Raw genomic sequence first — 15,574 nt, 5'->3', positions numbered from 1 at the left:
AATGGACCGTCGAGAGCGCGCGACTCCTGCGTGCGCACCATTGACGCGAGGTGCATGGCAAACCTAAAGTCGTTTCTTGCGAATGTGAGCAGATTCGAATGCGCGTCAACGCCGGACTCCTCTCTCAAGCGCTGGACCAGGTCCAGGCTGCAATTTTCGAACCCTCTCTGTGGCTGCCGACGATCGAGGCCATCAGCAGGGCGAGCGGCGCTTTGGGCGCCAACATCATGGAACCATCGGGGCGCGGCACATTTGGCGCCGCACTCAGCACGGAAAATCTCGACGCACTTCTGGAAGGCTATGTGCGAGACGATTGGGGATCGCGGGATTTTCGCGCAAACCTGTTGCAGCCGATCCACCGCGCGGGCGTGGTACTTGAGGCTGATTTCATTTCAAGAGAGCAGTACGATCGCCATGAATACTATCGGTTCATGCGGAAATACGGCGTTGGCGATTGCGTTCTGATGGATATCTCCCCGGCCAGGGACGAGCTGTATTTCGTGCTGCAGAACAGACTGACGGATGATTCTCCGCAAACCAGCGACATGCCGCATTTTCATGCCATCCGGACACGGCTGCTGACAGCCGTGCAACTCGCCCAGCACATCGAGGCCAGCAAGGTCATGGGCATGGCGGCCGCGTTCGAGACCTCGAACATCGGCTGCATTTTCTTCGACCGGAAGGGCCTTGTCACATTGACGAACCCGAAAGCCGATGCGCTGTTTTCGGATGATTTGCGTATTGTGAGAGGGGAAGTGCGCACCGGGTCCACAAACGAGACGGCGCGGTTTCACCGCGAACTCAAGATCGCGCTGCAGGCGACTGGATCAGCCGTCGAGAACTTATCTGCAGTCCGCCTGTCGCGTCCCGGCAAACGGCCGCTCATTGTGCGTTTCGAACGGTTTGGCGCCCAGCTTGCCGATATCTTCGCGCATTCCTGCGCCATGGCCCTGATCGAGGATCCGGACGACGAGATACGGCAGAACCCTGAAACATTGATGGCGCTGTTCGACCTGACCCCAGCCGAGACGCGGATATCGTTGCTGGTTGCCAGCGGCATGAGCGCCGTTGACATCGCCCGCCAGCATGGCATCGGCTATGAAACGGTCAGAAGCCATATCCGCTCGATATTCCAGAAAACCGGCACCGGAAGGCAATCGGAACTCAGCGCCCTGTTCGGCAAAATCCGCCTTTAAAGAGGCTGCTTAGCGGCCGATTCCGGCGGATAGACATGGGCCTCGCCGTTGAAATCCGATACCGTGTAGCAGCCGCCGCCATTATCCGCGATGGTCGAGGCACTGACCACCGTCTTGCCGTGGCCGCCCGGAATATCGAGGATATAAGCGGGCTGGCAGAGGCCGGAAACGCGTCCGCGCAGGGAGGCAACCAAAGCCTGCCCTTCCTCGATCGTCAGCCGGAAATGGCTGGTTCCGGGGGCTAGATCGGGGTGGTGCAGATAATAGGGCTTGATGCGGTTTTCGACGAAGACGCGCATCAAGGCCGCCAGCGTGTCGGGATCGTCGTTGACGCCCTTGAGCAATACCGACTGGCTGACCATGACAATGCCGCTGTCGACCAGCCGGGCGCAGGCGGCCCGCGCATCCACAGTCAATTCGCGTGGATGATTGGCGTGCAGCGCCAGATAGGTGGTCTTTCCGCTGGCCTTGAGCGCTGCGATTAGTGCAGCATCGACACGTTCGGGCTCGACGACCGGCACACGGGTGTGAAAACGGACGATCTTCACATGCTCTATCGATGCCAGCCGCTCCATGATCGACGCCAGCCGGCGCGGCGACAGCACCAGCGGATCGCCACCGGTGAGAATGACTTCCCAGATTTCCGTATGCTCGGCAATATAGGCAAACGCATTATCCATCGCCTGCGATGCAAGTGTGCCAAGCCCTTGCGGCCCGACCATTTCGCGGCGGAAGCAGAAGCGGCAATAGACCGGACAGACATGCACGGCCTTCAACAGAACGCGATCCGGATATCGATGGACGATGCCTTCAACGGGGCTATGGGCGCCATCGCCGATCGGGTCTTCGCGTTCCTCCGGCAAGCGCAAAAGCTCTGCCGTATCGGGAATGAACTGGCGGGCAATCGGATCATTGGGGTCGTTGGGGTCGATCAGGGCTGAGATCGCCGGTGTGACCGCCACCGCGTAGCGGGCGGCAACCTCCTCCAACCCGGCGCGCCGGTGGGCTGGAACAAGGCCCGCGCCCTGCAGGTCATCGATCGTCTTTAGGGAGCGAAGTGCTGTCACTTGCGACCCTCACGCAACAGTTCGGTGTCCGCCACTGGCGCCCAGATCACCTGGTCGATCCGCGAAGCACCGGTTGCCAGCATCACCAGCCGGTCAAAGCCGAGCGCACTGCCGCTGGCCTGTGGCATGATTTCGAGTGCACTCAAAAAATCCTCGTCCAATGGATAGGTTTCGCCATAGACGCGGCTCTTTTCCGCCATCTCCATGCCGAAGCGGCGACGCTGTTCGTTCGCATCAGTCAGTTCGCCAAAGGCATTGGCCAACTCGACACCGCAGGCATAGAGCTCGAACCGTTCAGCGACGCGCGCATCGTGCGGCGTGGGCCTCGCCAGCGCTGCTTCTGCGACCGGATATTCATAAAGGATCGTTGCGCGGCCGAAACCGAGATTAGGCTCGACCTTCTCGACGATCACCCGGCTGAACATATCCGCCCAGGTATCATCATCCGCGACCCGCAACCCGGCGGCGCGAAGGGTTTCGGCCAAGCTTTCCCGATCGGTTTCGCCGCCCGGATCAATGGACGAGAGGAGATCGACGTCTGCGAAGCGTGCAAACGCCTCGGCAACGGTAATGCGCTCCGGCTTCACAAACGGATCGGCCAGCGCACCGCGATAGCTCAGCTGCTTTGCTCCCACCGTTTCGGCAGCCAGACCAAGAATATCGGCACAGTCGCGCATCAGCGCTTCGTAGGTTTCACCGGCGCGGTACCATTCGAGCATGGTGAATTCCGGGTGGTGCAGCGGCCCGCGCTCGCGGTTGCGATAGACATGGGCGAAGCAGGCGATGCGCTCCTCGCCGGCAGACAGCAGTTTCTTGCAGGCAAACTCCGGTGAGGTGTGGAGATAGAGCGCCACCGTGCTGCCGTCGTGATGGATCGCCTGCGTTGCAAACGCATGCAGATGCGCCTCATTACCCGGCGACACCTGCAAGGTCGCGGTATCCACCTCGATGAAATCGCGCGCAGCGAAAAACCCGCGCAGCGCCGCCTGAATCCGGTTGCGGCCGATCAGGAAACCACGGCGGTCGGCATGGACGTCTGGCGTCCACCAGGGAGATGCAGCAGGCATGAAGGTCGTGTTTCCGTTTTCTCTCGGGCAGTCGACATTTCGCGGCAGTTACACGGGTTTCTTCGAGCCGGATCCGCTGTCACACTGGCAATTTACCCAAATATAGGATAGGTGCGGCCCGAAAACGCATTCTGGCGTCTGTGACGCGCATATTTCGTGCGCTCCTCTACGACGCATCAAGCTCAGTTACAAGGAAGACTTATGGTCAAGGTAATCGCCTCTTCAGTCCGCAAGGGCAATGTTCTCGAAGTCGACGGCAAGCTCTATGCCGTTCTGACCGCCGCGAACTTCCATCCCGGCAAGGGCACGCCGGTGACCCAGGTGGACATGCGCCGCATTTCCGATGGCGTGAAGGTTTCCGAACGCTGGCGCACCACCGAGCAGGTCGAGCGCGCCTTTGTCGAGGACAGCGACCACACCTTCCTTTATGAGGACGGCGAAGGCTACCACTTCATGAACCCGCAGACCTACGATCAGGTCGCCGTTTCGCCTGACGTCATCGGCGACGACAAGGCCTATCTGCAGGAAGGCATGGCTGTTCAGCTGAAAATGTATGAAGGCCTGGCGCTGGCCATGGAACTGCCGACCCGCATGACGCTCGAAATTGTGGAGACCGAGCCGGTCGTCAAGGGTCAGACGGCATCGTCGTCCTACAAGCCGGCGATCCTGTCGAACGGCGTTCGCACCATGGTTCCGCCGCATATCGGCGTCGGTACACGCGTCGTCATCCTGACGGAAGACGCATCCTATGTGGAACGCGCCAAGGATTGATCGTTGATCTCTGGAACACAAAAAAGGGCGCGGTTTCAACCGCGCCCTTTTTCTTTGCCGCAATCAAAAGCTAGTGCTTCAATTCCGGATAGATCTCCGACACTTCCTCTGCGTCGCTGGGGGTATCGTCATATCCCTCGAGCGTCACCGAAATGCTGTCGCCGACATCCAGTCCACCTTCCCGGCGCACTGCGATGCGTGAACCATTGTCGCGCACCAGAATAGCCTCGCCATTGAAGCCCTGCTTCAGCAACCAGTCACGCGGGGCGTTCAGACGGATGCGGACCTGACGGCTGTCGTCTTCCTCGCGGGCTTCGACGAGTTCATAGGAAACCGGCTGCGAATTGCCGTTGATTTCCAGCTGGCCATGGCCACTGCCTTCGGCTGCGAATGTCAGCATGATAGTCTCCTTTGGACGCGTTTATCGGCGAACGGCCCGGCCCACCGCGATGAGAATGCAGGCGCCGATAAAGCCGATAACCAGATAGGCGAGCCAGCCGGTGAAACCCATATTGGCAAAGGCAAGAATGGCATTCAGCACGATGGCGCCGACAATGCCGAGAATGATATTCATGAACAGGCCCATGTTGGATTTCATGAACTGTTCTGCCATCCATCCGGCAAAACCGCCGATGATGATTGCTGCAATCCAGCCTACGCCGTTGACGTCCATGTGTTTGCCCTCGCTTGAACAGAGTTATTGCTGCAACCGATAACGGGCTTGCGGGCAATATGTTCCAAGTTACTCCGTGAGCACTATCAAATATCTTATATTAATCGTCACAAATATGAATTTGCCGCAGATGCCAGCATTCGTTAGAGCCGTTCAGGGCGTTATCGCACCGCCTGCAGGAGAACGGCGTCTTGGATCAGCAGGCAGCGGCAGTAGTCGACGGAAACAACGGCATCGTTCCACCCGCATCGGGCAGCGGCGCAACTGCCGCGCTGACCGGCGGGCTGATGTGCCTTCTGTCGATGTCGAGCGTGCAGTTCGGTTCGGCGCTGTCAGCACCGTCGATTGCCGCCTACGGTCCCTTCGGCACAACCTGGCTGCGCCTGGCCTGGGCCGCCGTTATGCTTGCCATCATCGTGCGTCCGCCGATGCTTCGCTACACGCAGGCGCAGTGGCAGATGGCCGGGCTGCTCGGCGCCTGCATGGCGGGTATGACGCTGTGTTTTTTCGCGGCAATCGAACGCATCCCGCTTGGCCTTGCCGTTGCCATCGACTTTCTCGGCCCGCTCGCAGTTGCCACCTTTGCCTTCGGCCTTGGCTGGCGGTTGGTCTGGCCGTTGATCGCCGCTGGCGGGGTGCTTTTGCTGGCCCATGACGGCAGTGGCTGGATTGGCGATACCACGGGCGTTCTCTTCGCCTTTGGTGCCGCCACCGGGTGGGGGCTTTACATCATCCTGATGAAGAAGGCGGGCAACGCATTCGAAGGATTGCAGGGCCTGTCCATGTCGCTGATCGTGGCGGCAATCGTCGCCACCCCGTTCGGGCTGATCGACCTGCCGCGCATGACGATGGACGGCGTGGTCACCATCGCCGGACTTGCCCTTCTGGTTCCGCTGATCCCCTATGCATTGGAAATGATTGCGCTGCGGCGGATGAGCACGTCTTCCTTCGGCATCCTGATGAGCCTGGAGCCGGCACTTGGTGCCTTTGCAGGCTTTCTCGTTCTCAGCCAGCCGATGACGGCATTGCAGATCATGGGCACCGTTCTCGTTGTCGCAGCGAGCGCCGGAGCCACTGCCACCGGCCGTTGAGCGGTTCGGAATTATTGCCGCGCTTTTTGCAAACCCGGTGATAGAGTGGCGCTGCGCAAGCGTCACTTTTTCAATCGAGGTGTGCATGTTCCCACTATCGCATATGATGAAAGCATTCATTCGCAAGGGCCAACTGACCGTCATCGACGCCGATGGCAAACCGCATGTTTTCAAGGGTGAGCCCGGTCCGGAAGTGACCATGCGGCTGACCGATCGCAAGCTCTACCGCACCCTCGTCTTCAATTCGGAACTGGCCGCCGGCGAGGCCTATATGGATGGAACGCTGCGCTTCGAGGAAGGCTCGACACTTCGCGATTTCCTGACGCTGTTCTCGATCAACCGGCTGTCGCTTGGCTCCTATCCGATCCAGAAAGCCCTTCGCGCCATCAAGATGCGCTTCCGCAAGCGCCAGCAGTCCAACGTCAAGGGTGAGGCCCAGCGCAACGTCGCCCATCACTATGACCTCGGCAACGAATTCTACAAACTCTTCCTCGACGAACACATGCTCTATTCCTGCGCCTATTTCCGCGAACCGGACGAGACGCTGGAGCAGGCACAGCGCAACAAGCTGAGGCTGCTCGCCTCCAAGCTCTGCCTGCGGCCCGGCATGAAAGTGCTCGATATCGGCTGCGGCTGGGGGGATCTGGCGCTCTATCTCGCCCAGCTCGAAGATGTCGAAGTGCTCGGTGTCACGCTGTCGAAGGAGCAGCAGGCGCTGGCGACGCAGCGCGCCAAGGATGCCGGGCTGGAAGGCCGCGTCCGCTTCGAACTACGGGATTACCGCGAGGTCAACGAGACCTTCGATCGCATCGTCTCGGTCGGCATGTTCGAACATGTCGGCGTCAGCCATTACGATGAGTATTTCAAGAAGCTGAATACGCTGATGCCGGACGACGGCATCGCCGTGCTGCATTCGATCGGCCATATGAGCCCGCCCGGCATGGCCAGCGCCTGGCTGCGCAAATATATCTTCCCCGGCGCCTATTCGCCTGCCTTGTCCGAAGTCTTCGAGGTGGTGGAACGCAACAGCCTGTGGGTCAGCGATCTCGAATTCCTGCGTGTCCATTATGCGACGACGCTGAAGCACTGGGTCGAGCGCTTCGACAAGAACCGCGACAAGGTCGTCGAGCTGTATGACGAGCGCTTTGCCCGGATGTGGGAATTCTATCTGGTCAGCTGCGAAATGATGTTCCGCACCGGCAGCCAGCTGGTCTTTCACATGCAGCTGTCGCGCTCGCGCGATGCGGCACCGATCGTGCGCGACTACATCACCGACCGGCAGAAGGCCTATATCGTCCGCGAGCAGACTCTCAACATCACCCTATGAGCGCCTGATCGTCATCCGCCTGCCATTGCAACCGCTTGTAGTCGAAGCCGTATTCCAGCGTCGGCTTGACGATGGCGAAATAGGGCGAAAGGTCGAAGTCGCGCGGCGTGTAGAGCGAGTGATGGCGGATATGCAGGATTTCGGCGCGTGAATAGGTCGATGTTGCCGACGCCCGGCCGGGTGCGCGGGTAATCTCCGGCAGGATCGGATAGCGGATCTGCTCGAAGGCCTGCGCGATCAGCGTCGAGCAGATGGCGCGCGTTGGGTCGCCGGACCCGAAGGCCAGCATGCGGCGGCGAAACCGCACAGGCACCGGCGGTGTCGGCATGAAATAGCGCAGCATGTCGAAAATGTTCTTCATGTCGTATTTCAGGCCGAGCCGCGAGATCATGAAGGATAGCACTGCGTTGCGATCATCTGGCGTCAGCCCGACAGGCCGGCAGATGCGGGTGTTATAGGTGCAGTATTTCCTCAGCGGCACCGCAACGCAACCTTCACCCAGATTGACCTCGATCAGCTGTGGACGATCGATGACCGGCAGGGTTGCCTGATCGAGCGTCAGCGGAATTTCATCCCCTGCAAAGAAGGCTGCATGCGACCAGGTCGACTGGGTGAGATACTTGATCGTGTTCGAGACCTTGTGATTGCCCTCGATCAGCAGGATATCGCCCGGCCGCAGCGTCCGGGCCAGCGTTTCGGGATCGGACGGTGTGTAGGGCTCGTAGCCCGATGTCCGCGCCGTCAGCCTTCCCGCCATCGCCATGCCGATGCGATCGAGAAGCGTATCCTTGCTGGTCAGAAGCGGGTTCATGCGCAAGCAGCCTTCTTCCGGGCGTTCATCCTGCTGTTTATGTAGGAATTTATCCGGCCACCTGTCGAGTCACACTGCCGCGTTTGGGGTTGACCTTCGCGTGAAGCGGTTCTAAATTTAGAATTATTCTAAACTAGGTTGACCGCATCATGTTTTCCCGCCTGCTTTCGCGCTCCAAGCGTCCTCTGTCCTCGCTGTCCGAACAGGAAGTTCTGGCACTCGCCATCTCCTCGGAAGAAGACGACAGCCGCATCTATTTTGCCTATGCCGACACGCTGAAGGACAAGTATCCGGATTCCGCCAAAGTCTTTGAGGACATGGGCGAGGTGGAAAACACCCACAAGACCATGCTGATCGACATGCACCGCCGCCGGTTCGGCGAGCGCATTCCGCTGATCCGCCGCGAACATGTCAGCGGGTTCCCGGCCCGCAAGCCTGACTGGCTGCGCCACAACCAGTCGCTCGACGCCATGCGGCGCGAAGCGGAAGAGATGGAAACGCAGGCCTATAACTTTTATGTCGAGGCGGCAAAAAACACCTCCGATGCAGCAACCCGGCAATTGCTGGGAGACCTCGCGCTCGCCGAACAGGGCCATGAGGACATTGCCCGCATGCTAACCGACAAGCATGTGCCGGAAGGCGCACGCAAGAAAGAAGACGAGGCGGCACACCGCCAGTTCCTTTTGACCTATGTGCAGCCGGGTCTCGCCGGACTGATGGATGGCTCGGTCTCGACCCTGGCACCAATCTTCGCCGCCGCCTTTGCCACGCAGGACACCTGGCAGACCTTTCTGGTGGGCCTGTCCGCCTCCGTTGGCGCCGGCATATCTATGGGCTTCACCGAAGCAGCGCATGACGATGGCAAGCTCTCCGGCCGTGGCTCGCCCCTCAAGCGCGGTCTTGCCTGCGGCATCATGACGACGCTCGGCGGTCTCGGCCATGCGCTGCCCTATCTCATCCCGCATTTCTGGACGGCCACGATCATTGCTGCCGTCATCGTCTTCTTCGAACTCTGGATCATCGCCTTCATCCAGAACAAATACATGGAGACACCATTTTTACGCGCTGCCTTCCAGGTGGTGCTCGGCGGTGGGCTGGTATTGGCGGCGGGTGTTCTGATCGGCAACGCGTGAGAGGCCACCTATAATTGCAGATCTCCAGCATTTCAATTGCGAATCAGCGATGAAGTATGCACTTCTCCATGTATTCTAATGCTATGGGGGCACGGCATGAAAGTACTTATTCAATCCATTATTCCGATTGTCGCAATAACTGTTTCCGGTTGTCAAACCGTTGAGCAGCAATCACTCGATGAAGATGCGTCGAGGCAGGTAGTTTCATTCTCGGACAGAGTGAACGGATTCGGAATATATAGATTATCTGTCGACCAATATGGAGACCTTCACGCACTACCTCTATGTCCAGATGATATGGCTAACAAGGAACTTCTTGGTCGGCGAGATGGAAAAGGACTTCCAGACGTAAATGGCGCAATAGAAACGGACATATCAAAGAAATCCAGCGATAAGCTGACGGATCAAAAACCACTGGACAGCATCAATATTTCTCTAAAGCCTTCACTGAAACGAGAAATACTTAACGGAAATATTGATGCTAGTCTTACGTTCGATTTCGCAAAAATCTCTGGCGCTCGGCGCGTCGTCGAAGGATATTCCGCAGAAAAAAAGAAGCTTTACGTCACAGCTGGTCAAGACACCGAAAGGTTAACGGCCGAGTATATAAAATCATCTGTAAATGGGGCCTGCGCAGATTTGCTTAATAATGACACCTTGGCGAAGATCAAAGGGGTTCCAGTCTTTGTTTATGCTATTGCCGTAGCCGACAAGATTTACACACAAGGTGCGAAATTTCTTCCGATCTTAAAAGCGGAGGTCACCTCAGGAAAAATAAAGGACAGCAGCGTGTCCGGAACCATCGACCTAAACCCGAACACGAAACTCGAGGAAGCATCAAATGTCGTCTTTGGATACAAGTATTTTATCATAGGCGCCAAGACCTATAAGACCATACCGGAAATAAAGCTGGATCCAGCCCTATCCGCCAAGCGCTATTAGGGCCTAAAGGAAGATCAAAAGTTTTCTCTACCTCAGCTCAAATCAGTTGCCGACCGAACGAACCAGCACTTCGCGCCATTCTCGATCGTCACCCAGCGGCCGGTGTTGAAGGACGCCTGGCACTTCAGGAAGCGATAGGGCGTCTTACTCCAGAGCTTCACGTCGTTTTCGAGGTTGTCGAGAATGAAGTCACCCTGCGCGGTGCGCGCGGTCAGGACGGCACGATCGTCGCCGCCGTCATCGTCTTCGAACTCTGGATCATCGCCTTCATCCAGAGCAAGTATATGGAAACGCCATTTTTACGCGCCGCCTTCCAGGTGGTGCTCGGCGGTGGCCTCGTGCTGGCGGGGGTGTCTTGAGCGGCAATGCCTGAGCGGCGGCTTTGCCGCTCAGGATTTTCCTGTTAAAGGCTACGGGCGTGAGCACCGTCTCATCGATCGAAAAAAGGAGTACGGGTCTCATTGCGGCACTGTCCGCCTGGCGCCCGGAATTCTCCCAGATATGAGGTGAAGCGATGGATGACATCGCCGATCACGGTATTCGCTTCGGGCGAATTGCCGCCATGCTCCCGGTCAAGGACATGGGCAAAGCCCATGACTTCTACGTCAACGTCCTCGGTTTCCGGAAAACTTTCGAAAACGGCAATCCGGTCGGCTTCATGATCCTTGAGCGGGACCAGGCCGAACTGCATCTGACCCTGCAGCCGGATCACAAGGCTGCGACCTTCAATGTGGCGCACATGATGGTGGGGGATGTCGATGCCCTGCATGCGATTTGCCGGAGCCATGGACTGCGCATCATCAAAGGCCTCCAGAACAAGGACTACGGCCTTCGGGCCTTTGTCTTTGAAGATCCGGACGGCAATCGGATCGATGTCGGTCAGGCTCTGCCGGTGAAACACCGCTGATCAAAAACAAGAAGGGCGCGACCTCCACAGGTCGCGCCCTTGTTCAAATTCACACTTTGGCGGCAATCAGTTCCCGACCGAACCGACCAGCACTTCCGCACCATTCTCGATCGTCACCCAGCGGCCCGTATTGAACGACGCCTGGCGCTTGAGGAAGCGATAGGGTGTCTTGCTCCAGATCTTCACTTCATTTTCGAGATTATCGAGGATGAAGTCACCTTGCGCCGTGCGCACGGTCAAGACGGCATGGCCTTCGCCATCCGGCTTGCGGACAACGGTGATCAACAGGTCAGACGGAGAGAAACCTTTTTCCATCAGGCGCTTGCGCTTCAGGAGAACAAAATCCTCGCAGTCGCCGGCGCCGGTGTCCGGATAGGCCCAGACCTCGTCCTTGCCGTACAGGTCCATGTCGGTGATCGGGGTGATTTCGATGTTAACGGCGAGATTGACCTCGCGAATGACTGACCAGCCGAAATCGGTGACGCGTGGTGCTACCGTCGATTTGGTCTTGATCTCGCATTCCGGACGGTGGGTCTGGCAGAACTCGTAATGGCCGATCGGCTGCGAGGTAATGGCGCCGGTCTGCATCGACAGCGCGGTTACCGACGGCGCCGGGACGGCAATGCCTGCCGAAGCGAAAACAGCCGCAAGTGCCACGACCACTTTCCTGATGCCCATCAACTGCGCCATGCGTGTCCCCTGTAGCGCGGCTTCTTCTGAAACACTCCAGAAAGAATCCCCGCGAAAGCCTGAAATCTGTGGTCAGCTTTCGCGGTGAAACCCCGCCGCGCGCCGCTCTAATTGTTAACAAAGAGTTAACAGCGCGGCCGAAACGAAGTCAATCTGCTGAATCGGGGATCGCCGGATATGGTTAAAATGCCCGGCAAGGCCTTTGGCGACAGGGTTTTCGGTGGTTAACCGGTGGACATGGCATCCACGGCGGCCAGAATGCGCTCGATGTCCTCCAGCCGCGACAGGCGATGGTCGCCGTCGCGAATGAGCGTCATCACAACATCATCTGACGGCAGGTGCTCCATCAGTTTCAAGGCATGACCATAGGGAACGTCGGGATCCTGCATGCCCTGCAGGATATGCACCGGGCAGCCGGTCTCGATAATACCGGTTAGTACCCGGTTTTTCCGTCCGTCCTCGATCAGTTGCGCCGTGAAGATATTCGGATCCGGACCATAGGGCGTCGGCTCTTCGAAATAGCCGCGCTCGGTAAGCGAGGTCCGTTCGGCGTCTGACAGGTTCGGTTCGATCAGGTCGCTGGTGAAATCAGGCGCCGGCGCGATCAAGACGAGACCAGCAATCTTTGCACCTTGACCCCGCGCCCGCAGTTCGGCAATCAGCCTGAGCGCCACCCAGCACCCCATCGACGAGCCGACCAGCACCATGCGCTCCGGTCCAACATGATCGATGACCGCGAGACTTTCCTCCAGCCACCGGGAAATCGTCCCGTCGGTAAAGGCACCGCCCGAGGCGCCATGACCGGAATAATCAAACCGGACACAGGCGGAACCCAGATCAGCCGCATGACGCTCCAGCTCGACGGCCTTGGTGCCGGTCATGTCCGACCGGTAGCCACCCAGCCAGATCAGCGTGGGCAGAGTATTACCGCTCTTTGCCGGCAGGATGCGCATGGCGATGCGGCGCGATTCGCTGCCCGTACCGACTTCAAGCGTGTCGGGATCGGCGTTCCACATTGGCGATGACATGCTGTTTTCCTTGTTTTTAAGCGGTTCGCGTTGATTTTCTTTCTAAAACAGATTCTCCGAATGCCTGACAGGTGGTGATTTTCGTGAAGAGCTGTGTTATTGACTTTTCCGCAGCAATTTACACATGAAGACCAATCGGCAGTTGGACGGCATTTTGCCGGGACAAAGCGCTATCAACCGACATTGCATTCGTAACAGCTCGAGGAGAGTACGACCATTCGCAGACCGTTCAAAACGGACGCCCCTGTCAAAGACGGGCCCCGCTCTAACAAGGAAATCCGGTCCCTCCGGGTTCAGCTCATCGACGCCGAAGGTGTAAACCACGGCAGCATTCCCACCGAACAGGCGCTCCGCATGGCGGAAGAACTAGGCCTCGACCTCGTCGAGATTTCGCCGAACGCGGAACCGCCGGTGTGCAAGATCCTTGATCTGGGCAAACTGAAATACTCAACGCAGAAGAAAGCCGCCGAGGCACGCAAGAAGCAGAAGATCATCGAGATCAAGGAGATCAAGATGCGTCCGAACATCGACACGCACGACTACGACGTCAAGATGCGCGCGATGAACCGCTTTTTCGAAGAAGGCGACAAGGTCAAGGTGACCCTGAAATTCCGCGGCCGCGAAATGGCGCACCAGGAACTGGGCATGAAACTGCTCCTCCAGGTCAAGGAAGACACCACGGCAATCGCCAAGGTCGAAGCCGAGCCGAAGCTGGAAGGCCGTCAGATGATGATGGTTCTGGCTCCGAGGTAAGCGCCTCGCTTCCAGGCCGCGACCTGATGAAAGCCGCCGGACTGGCGGCTTTTTCATTTTGACGATGGGCAAACGGGAAATATCCCGAGTCCCATTGCACTTTTCGGGCGCTTCGGTTACAAGCCCCCGTCCGAACGGTCCGGCAGGGCATGCCGTGGCCGTTCTTTACGCTGGAGACGACCTCGTCAGTCGATCTCAAAACCAAGAAGAATGGAGTAGCAAAATGCCCAAGATGAAGACGAAATCCTCGGCCAAGAAGCGGTTCAAGATCACCGCGACCGGCAAGGTGATGGCAGCTGCCGCAGGCAAGCGCCATGGCATGATCAAGCGGTCCAACAAGTTCATTCGTACCGCCCGCGGAACGATGGTTCTGGCCGAGCCCGATGGCAAGAAGGTCATCAAGAACTACCTGCCCAACGGTCTCTAAGACGTCTGGCACTTTGGATTTTAAGGAGATCATATCATGGCACGTGTAAAACGCGGCGTAACATCCCACGCCAAGCATAAGAAGACACTCAAGGCAGCCAAGGGCTTCTACGGCCGCCGCAAGAATACCATCCGCGCAGCCAAGGCTGCTGTGGATCGCTCGAAGGCATTTGCCTATCGCGACCGCAAGGTCAACAAGCGCAACTTCCGCGCTCTCTGGATCCAGCGCATCAACGCTGCCGTTCGCGAACATGGCCTGACATACGGCCGTTTCATCGACGGTCTGTCGAAGGCTGGCATCGAAGTCGACCGCAAGGTTCTCTCCGACATGGCTATCCATGAGCCGGCAGCATTCGGCGCCCTGATCGCCGCTGCAAAGAAGGCGCTGGATTACCTCAAGGAAGCCGGCACCAAGAACGAGTTTGAAAGCGCGGTTCGTTAAGACCAGCGCTTCCCAAGCCTTTCAATATTAGTTGGGAAACCCGCGCTGGCTCGGCTGGCGCGGGTTTTTCTTTGACCGATCACGGCAATGAACCGGGAAATGAACGATGTCCGATCTGGAAACACTGAAAGACAATCTGCTGGCCGAAGTGACCGCTGCCGGTGACGAAGCCGCGATCGAAGCCGTGCGCGTCAATGCGCTTGGCAAGAAGGGCTCGATCTCCGAGCTGCTGAAAACGCTTGGTACGATGACGCCGGAAGAGCGCCAGACGCGCGGTGCCGCCATCAACGCGCTGAAGACCGATGTCTTTGCCGCGATCACCGCCCGCAAGGCCGAACTGAAGGACGCGGCAATTGCCGAGCGGCTGGCCCGCGAAACCGTCGATATCTCGCTGCCGGTGCGCTCCTCGCCTGCAGAGCGCGGCCGTATCCATCCGATCAGCCAGATCATCGACGAGATTACCGCGATCTTCGCCGACATGGGCTTCTCGATTGCCGAAGGTCCGGATATCGAAACCGACTATTACAATTTCACCGCGCTGAACTTCCCCGAAGGTCACCCGGCCCGTGAGATGCACGATACGTTCTTCTTCAATCCCGACGAGAAGGGCGAGCGCAAGGTCTTGCGCACGCATACCTCGCCGGTGCAGATCCGCACGATGGAGGCCTCGAGCCCGCCGATCCGCATCATCATCCCGGGCAAGACTTACCGTCAGGATTCGGACGCCACCCATTCGCCGATGTTCCATCAGGTCGAAGGCCTCGTCGTCGACACCAAGTCGAATGTCGCCAACATGCGCTGGATCCTGGAAGAGTTCTGCAAGACCTTCTTCGAGGTCGATGACGTGACGATGCGGTTCCGCCCGTCGTTCTTCCCGTTCACCGAGCCGTCCTTCGAGGTCGATATCCAGTGCGACCGTTCCTCCGGGCCGATCGTCAAGTTCGGCGAAGGCACCGACTGGATGGAAATCCTCGGCTGCGGCATGGTTCATCCGAACGTTCTGCGCGCCGGCGGCCTTGATCCCGATGTCTACCAGGGCTTTGCCTGGGGCATGGGTCTCGACCGCATCGCCATGCTGAAATACGGCATGCCGGACCTCAGAAACTTCTTCGACGCCGACGTCCGCTGGATGAGCCATTACGGTTTCCGCCCGCTCGACATGCCGACGCTGTTTGGCGGGTTGAGCGCGTAAGACTGTCGATTGAACAATTTCCGCGAAGGCTTCCGCAGACGGAAGCATTTGCAAGACA

Annotated in this window: 18 protein-coding genes and 2 pseudogenes; 12 read left to right on the top strand and 8 right to left on the bottom strand. The window is 58.4% G+C overall.

The genetic code is table 11. The features are described from left to right. Nucleotides 1-98: 98 nt before the first annotated feature. Nucleotides 99-1,196 carry a helix-turn-helix transcriptional regulator gene (locus ACQY8Q_RS12935; RefSeq protein WP_428426939.1) on the top strand — a complete coding sequence of 366 codons (1,098 nt, stop codon included), beginning with the start codon at nucleotides 99-101 and terminating at the stop codon, nucleotides 1,194-1,196. Here the strand turns inward: ACQY8Q_RS12935 and ACQY8Q_RS12930 are convergent. Both ACQY8Q_RS12930 and epmA read right to left on the bottom strand, forming a co-directional pair. Continuing rightward, entirely contained in the window at nucleotides 1,193-2,263 is a 1,071-nt protein-coding gene (locus tag ACQY8Q_RS12930; protein ID WP_428426938.1) for a lysine-2,3-aminomutase-like protein, read from the bottom strand. The two genes, ACQY8Q_RS12935 and ACQY8Q_RS12930, sit on opposite strands and share 4 nt — an antisense overlap. Next, nucleotides 2,260-3,330: an EF-P lysine aminoacylase EpmA gene (gene epmA / locus ACQY8Q_RS12925; protein WP_428426937.1), complete on the bottom strand. Its 1,071-nt coding sequence runs from the start codon at nucleotides 3,328-3,330 to the stop codon at nucleotides 2,260-2,262. Before epmA ends, ACQY8Q_RS12930 begins: the two co-directional genes overlap by 4 nt. Before the next feature lie 201 nt (nucleotides 3,331-3,531). On the opposite strand from epmA, the gene efp reads away from it, so the two are divergent. Next, nucleotides 3,532-4,101, top strand: a complete 570-nt coding sequence (gene efp / locus ACQY8Q_RS12920) for an elongation factor P (RefSeq protein WP_428426936.1) — start codon at nucleotides 3,532-3,534, stop codon at nucleotides 4,099-4,101. A 70-nt stretch (nucleotides 4,102-4,171) separates the two neighbouring features. On the opposite strand, the gene ACQY8Q_RS12915 is transcribed toward efp, so the two are convergent. Both ACQY8Q_RS12915 and ACQY8Q_RS12910 read right to left on the bottom strand, forming a co-directional pair. After that, nucleotides 4,172-4,501, bottom strand: coding sequence for a hypothetical protein (locus tag ACQY8Q_RS12915; protein ID WP_428426935.1), 330 nt, complete (start codon nucleotides 4,499-4,501; stop codon nucleotides 4,172-4,174). Between the two features lie 21 nt (nucleotides 4,502-4,522). Beyond that, the gene (locus ACQY8Q_RS12910; RefSeq protein WP_113314651.1) at nucleotides 4,523-4,774 is read right to left on the bottom strand and encodes a GlsB/YeaQ/YmgE family stress response membrane protein; all 252 of its coding nucleotides are present in this window, start codon (nucleotides 4,772-4,774) and stop codon (nucleotides 4,523-4,525) included. Nucleotides 4,775-4,965: 191 nt separating this feature from the next. Between ACQY8Q_RS12910 and ACQY8Q_RS12905 the strand changes: the two genes are divergently transcribed. Further along, on the top strand, nucleotides 4,966-5,865 hold the full coding sequence (locus tag ACQY8Q_RS12905; RefSeq protein ID WP_428426934.1) for an EamA family transporter: 900 nt from the start codon (nucleotides 4,966-4,968) through the stop codon (nucleotides 5,863-5,865). 85 nt (nucleotides 5,866-5,950) lie between these two features. Then, the gene (locus ACQY8Q_RS12900) at nucleotides 5,951-7,192 is read left to right on the top strand and encodes a class I SAM-dependent methyltransferase (protein ID WP_428426933.1); all 1,242 of its coding nucleotides are present in this window, start codon (nucleotides 5,951-5,953) and stop codon (nucleotides 7,190-7,192) included. Here ACQY8Q_RS12900 and ACQY8Q_RS12895 read toward each other — a convergent pair. Then, nucleotides 7,182-8,003 (bottom strand): lipo-like protein, encoded by an 822-nt coding sequence (locus tag ACQY8Q_RS12895; RefSeq protein WP_428426932.1) that lies wholly within the window; start codon nucleotides 8,001-8,003, stop codon nucleotides 7,182-7,184. The two genes, ACQY8Q_RS12900 and ACQY8Q_RS12895, sit on opposite strands and share 11 nt — an antisense overlap. 149 nt (nucleotides 8,004-8,152) lie before the next feature. Between ACQY8Q_RS12895 and mbfA the strand changes: the two genes are divergently transcribed. Together mbfA and ACQY8Q_RS12885 are read left to right on the top strand one after the other, a co-directional pair. Then, entirely contained in the window at nucleotides 8,153-9,136 is a 984-nt protein-coding gene (mbfA, locus tag ACQY8Q_RS12890) for an iron exporter MbfA (RefSeq protein ID WP_428426931.1), read from the top strand. Nucleotides 9,137-9,232: 96 nt separating this feature from the next. Beyond that, nucleotides 9,233-10,078 (top strand): hypothetical protein, encoded by an 846-nt coding sequence (locus tag ACQY8Q_RS12885; RefSeq protein ID WP_428426930.1) that lies wholly within the window; start codon nucleotides 9,233-9,235, stop codon nucleotides 10,076-10,078. 42 nt (nucleotides 10,079-10,120) lie between these two features. Here the strand turns inward: ACQY8Q_RS12885 and ACQY8Q_RS12880 are convergent. Continuing rightward, nucleotides 10,121-10,311, bottom strand: a pseudogene (locus ACQY8Q_RS12880) (transglutaminase-like cysteine peptidase); the annotation flags it as partial. Between ACQY8Q_RS12880 and ACQY8Q_RS12875 the strand changes: the two are divergent. Both ACQY8Q_RS12875 and ACQY8Q_RS12870 read left to right on the top strand, forming a co-directional pair. Next, a pseudogene (locus tag ACQY8Q_RS12875) lies at nucleotides 10,300-10,451 on the top strand (rubrerythrin family protein); the annotation flags it as partial. The pseudogenes ACQY8Q_RS12880 and ACQY8Q_RS12875 overlap by 12 nt on opposite strands. Before the next feature lie 141 nt (nucleotides 10,452-10,592). Continuing rightward, nucleotides 10,593-10,985 (top strand): glyoxalase superfamily protein, encoded by a 393-nt coding sequence (locus ACQY8Q_RS12870; RefSeq protein ID WP_428426929.1) that lies wholly within the window; start codon nucleotides 10,593-10,595, stop codon nucleotides 10,983-10,985. A 66-nt stretch (nucleotides 10,986-11,051) separates the two neighbouring features. On the opposite strand, the gene ACQY8Q_RS12865 is transcribed toward ACQY8Q_RS12870, so the two are convergent. Next, the gene (locus ACQY8Q_RS12865) at nucleotides 11,052-11,675 is read right to left on the bottom strand and encodes a transglutaminase-like cysteine peptidase (protein WP_428426928.1); all 624 of its coding nucleotides are present in this window, start codon (nucleotides 11,673-11,675) and stop codon (nucleotides 11,052-11,054) included. 224 nt (nucleotides 11,676-11,899) lie between these two features. Continuing rightward, complete coding sequence (locus ACQY8Q_RS12860) at nucleotides 11,900-12,703, bottom strand: alpha/beta hydrolase (RefSeq protein ID WP_428426927.1); 804 nt, start codon at nucleotides 12,701-12,703, stop codon at nucleotides 11,900-11,902. 216 nt (nucleotides 12,704-12,919) lie between these two features. On the opposite strand from ACQY8Q_RS12860, the gene infC reads away from it, so the two are divergent. The 4 genes from infC to pheS all read left to right on the top strand — a co-directional run bounded on the left by infC (nucleotide 12,920) and on the right by pheS (nucleotide 15,516). Further along, complete coding sequence (infC, locus tag ACQY8Q_RS12855) at nucleotides 12,920-13,456, top strand: translation initiation factor IF-3 (protein WP_113245492.1); 537 nt, start codon at nucleotides 12,920-12,922, stop codon at nucleotides 13,454-13,456. Nucleotides 13,457-13,679: 223 nt separating this feature from the next. Beyond that, complete coding sequence (gene rpmI, locus ACQY8Q_RS12850; protein WP_112644609.1) at nucleotides 13,680-13,883, top strand: 50S ribosomal protein L35; 204 nt, start codon at nucleotides 13,680-13,682, stop codon at nucleotides 13,881-13,883. Nucleotides 13,884-13,919: 36 nt separating this feature from the next. Beyond that, nucleotides 13,920-14,324 carry a 50S ribosomal protein L20 gene (rplT, locus tag ACQY8Q_RS12845; protein WP_113245493.1) on the top strand — a complete coding sequence of 135 codons (405 nt, stop codon included), beginning with the start codon at nucleotides 13,920-13,922 and terminating at the stop codon, nucleotides 14,322-14,324. A 106-nt stretch (nucleotides 14,325-14,430) separates the two neighbouring features. Beyond that, nucleotides 14,431-15,516 (top strand): phenylalanine--tRNA ligase subunit alpha, encoded by a 1,086-nt coding sequence (gene pheS / locus ACQY8Q_RS12840; RefSeq protein WP_428426926.1) that lies wholly within the window; start codon nucleotides 14,431-14,433, stop codon nucleotides 15,514-15,516. The last annotated feature ends 58 nt before the right edge of the window (nucleotides 15,517-15,574 follow it).

The sequence above is a fragment of the Pararhizobium sp. genome (assembly GCF_965279435.1).
Classification (GTDB): domain Bacteria; phylum Pseudomonadota; class Alphaproteobacteria; order Rhizobiales; family Rhizobiaceae; genus Pararhizobium.
The sequence above is the reverse complement of the archived record's forward strand: the minus strand, read 5'-3'. Positions and strand labels throughout refer to the sequence as shown.

What these genes read in the sequence shown, in the direction of transcription:
- ACQY8Q_RS12935 (WP_428426939.1), top strand. Translation starts at nt 99, where the DNA reads ATGCGCGTCAACGCCGGACTCCTCTCTCAAGCGCTGGACCAGGTCCAG.
- epmA (WP_428426937.1), bottom strand. Translation starts at nt 3,330, where the DNA reads ATGCCTGCTGCATCTCCCTGGTGGACGCCAGACGTCCATGCCGACCGC.
- efp (WP_428426936.1), top strand. Translation starts at nt 3,532, where the DNA reads ATGGTCAAGGTAATCGCCTCTTCAGTCCGCAAGGGCAATGTTCTCGAA.
- ACQY8Q_RS12915 (WP_428426935.1), bottom strand. Translation starts at nt 4,501, where the DNA reads ATGCTGACATTCGCAGCCGAAGGCAGTGGCCATGGCCAGCTGGAAATC.
- ACQY8Q_RS12910 (WP_113314651.1), bottom strand. Translation starts at nt 4,774, where the DNA reads ATGGACGTCAACGGCGTAGGCTGGATTGCAGCAATCATCATCGGCGGT.
- ACQY8Q_RS12900 (WP_428426933.1), top strand. Translation starts at nt 5,951, where the DNA reads ATGTTCCCACTATCGCATATGATGAAAGCATTCATTCGCAAGGGCCAA.
- ACQY8Q_RS12895 (WP_428426932.1), bottom strand. Translation starts at nt 8,003, where the DNA reads ATGAACCCGCTTCTGACCAGCAAGGATACGCTTCTCGATCGCATCGGC.
- mbfA (WP_428426931.1), top strand. Translation starts at nt 8,153, where the DNA reads ATGTTTTCCCGCCTGCTTTCGCGCTCCAAGCGTCCTCTGTCCTCGCTG.
- ACQY8Q_RS12885 (WP_428426930.1), top strand. Translation starts at nt 9,233, where the DNA reads ATGAAAGTACTTATTCAATCCATTATTCCGATTGTCGCAATAACTGTT.
- ACQY8Q_RS12870 (WP_428426929.1), top strand. Translation starts at nt 10,593, where the DNA reads ATGGATGACATCGCCGATCACGGTATTCGCTTCGGGCGAATTGCCGCC.
- ACQY8Q_RS12865 (WP_428426928.1), bottom strand. Translation starts at nt 11,675, where the DNA reads ATGGCGCAGTTGATGGGCATCAGGAAAGTGGTCGTGGCACTTGCGGCT.
- ACQY8Q_RS12860 (WP_428426927.1), bottom strand. Translation starts at nt 12,703, where the DNA reads ATGTCATCGCCAATGTGGAACGCCGATCCCGACACGCTTGAAGTCGGT.
- rpmI (WP_112644609.1), top strand. Translation starts at nt 13,680, where the DNA reads ATGCCCAAGATGAAGACGAAATCCTCGGCCAAGAAGCGGTTCAAGATC.
- rplT (WP_113245493.1), top strand. Translation starts at nt 13,920, where the DNA reads ATGGCACGTGTAAAACGCGGCGTAACATCCCACGCCAAGCATAAGAAG.
- pheS (WP_428426926.1), top strand. Translation starts at nt 14,431, where the DNA reads ATGTCCGATCTGGAAACACTGAAAGACAATCTGCTGGCCGAAGTGACC.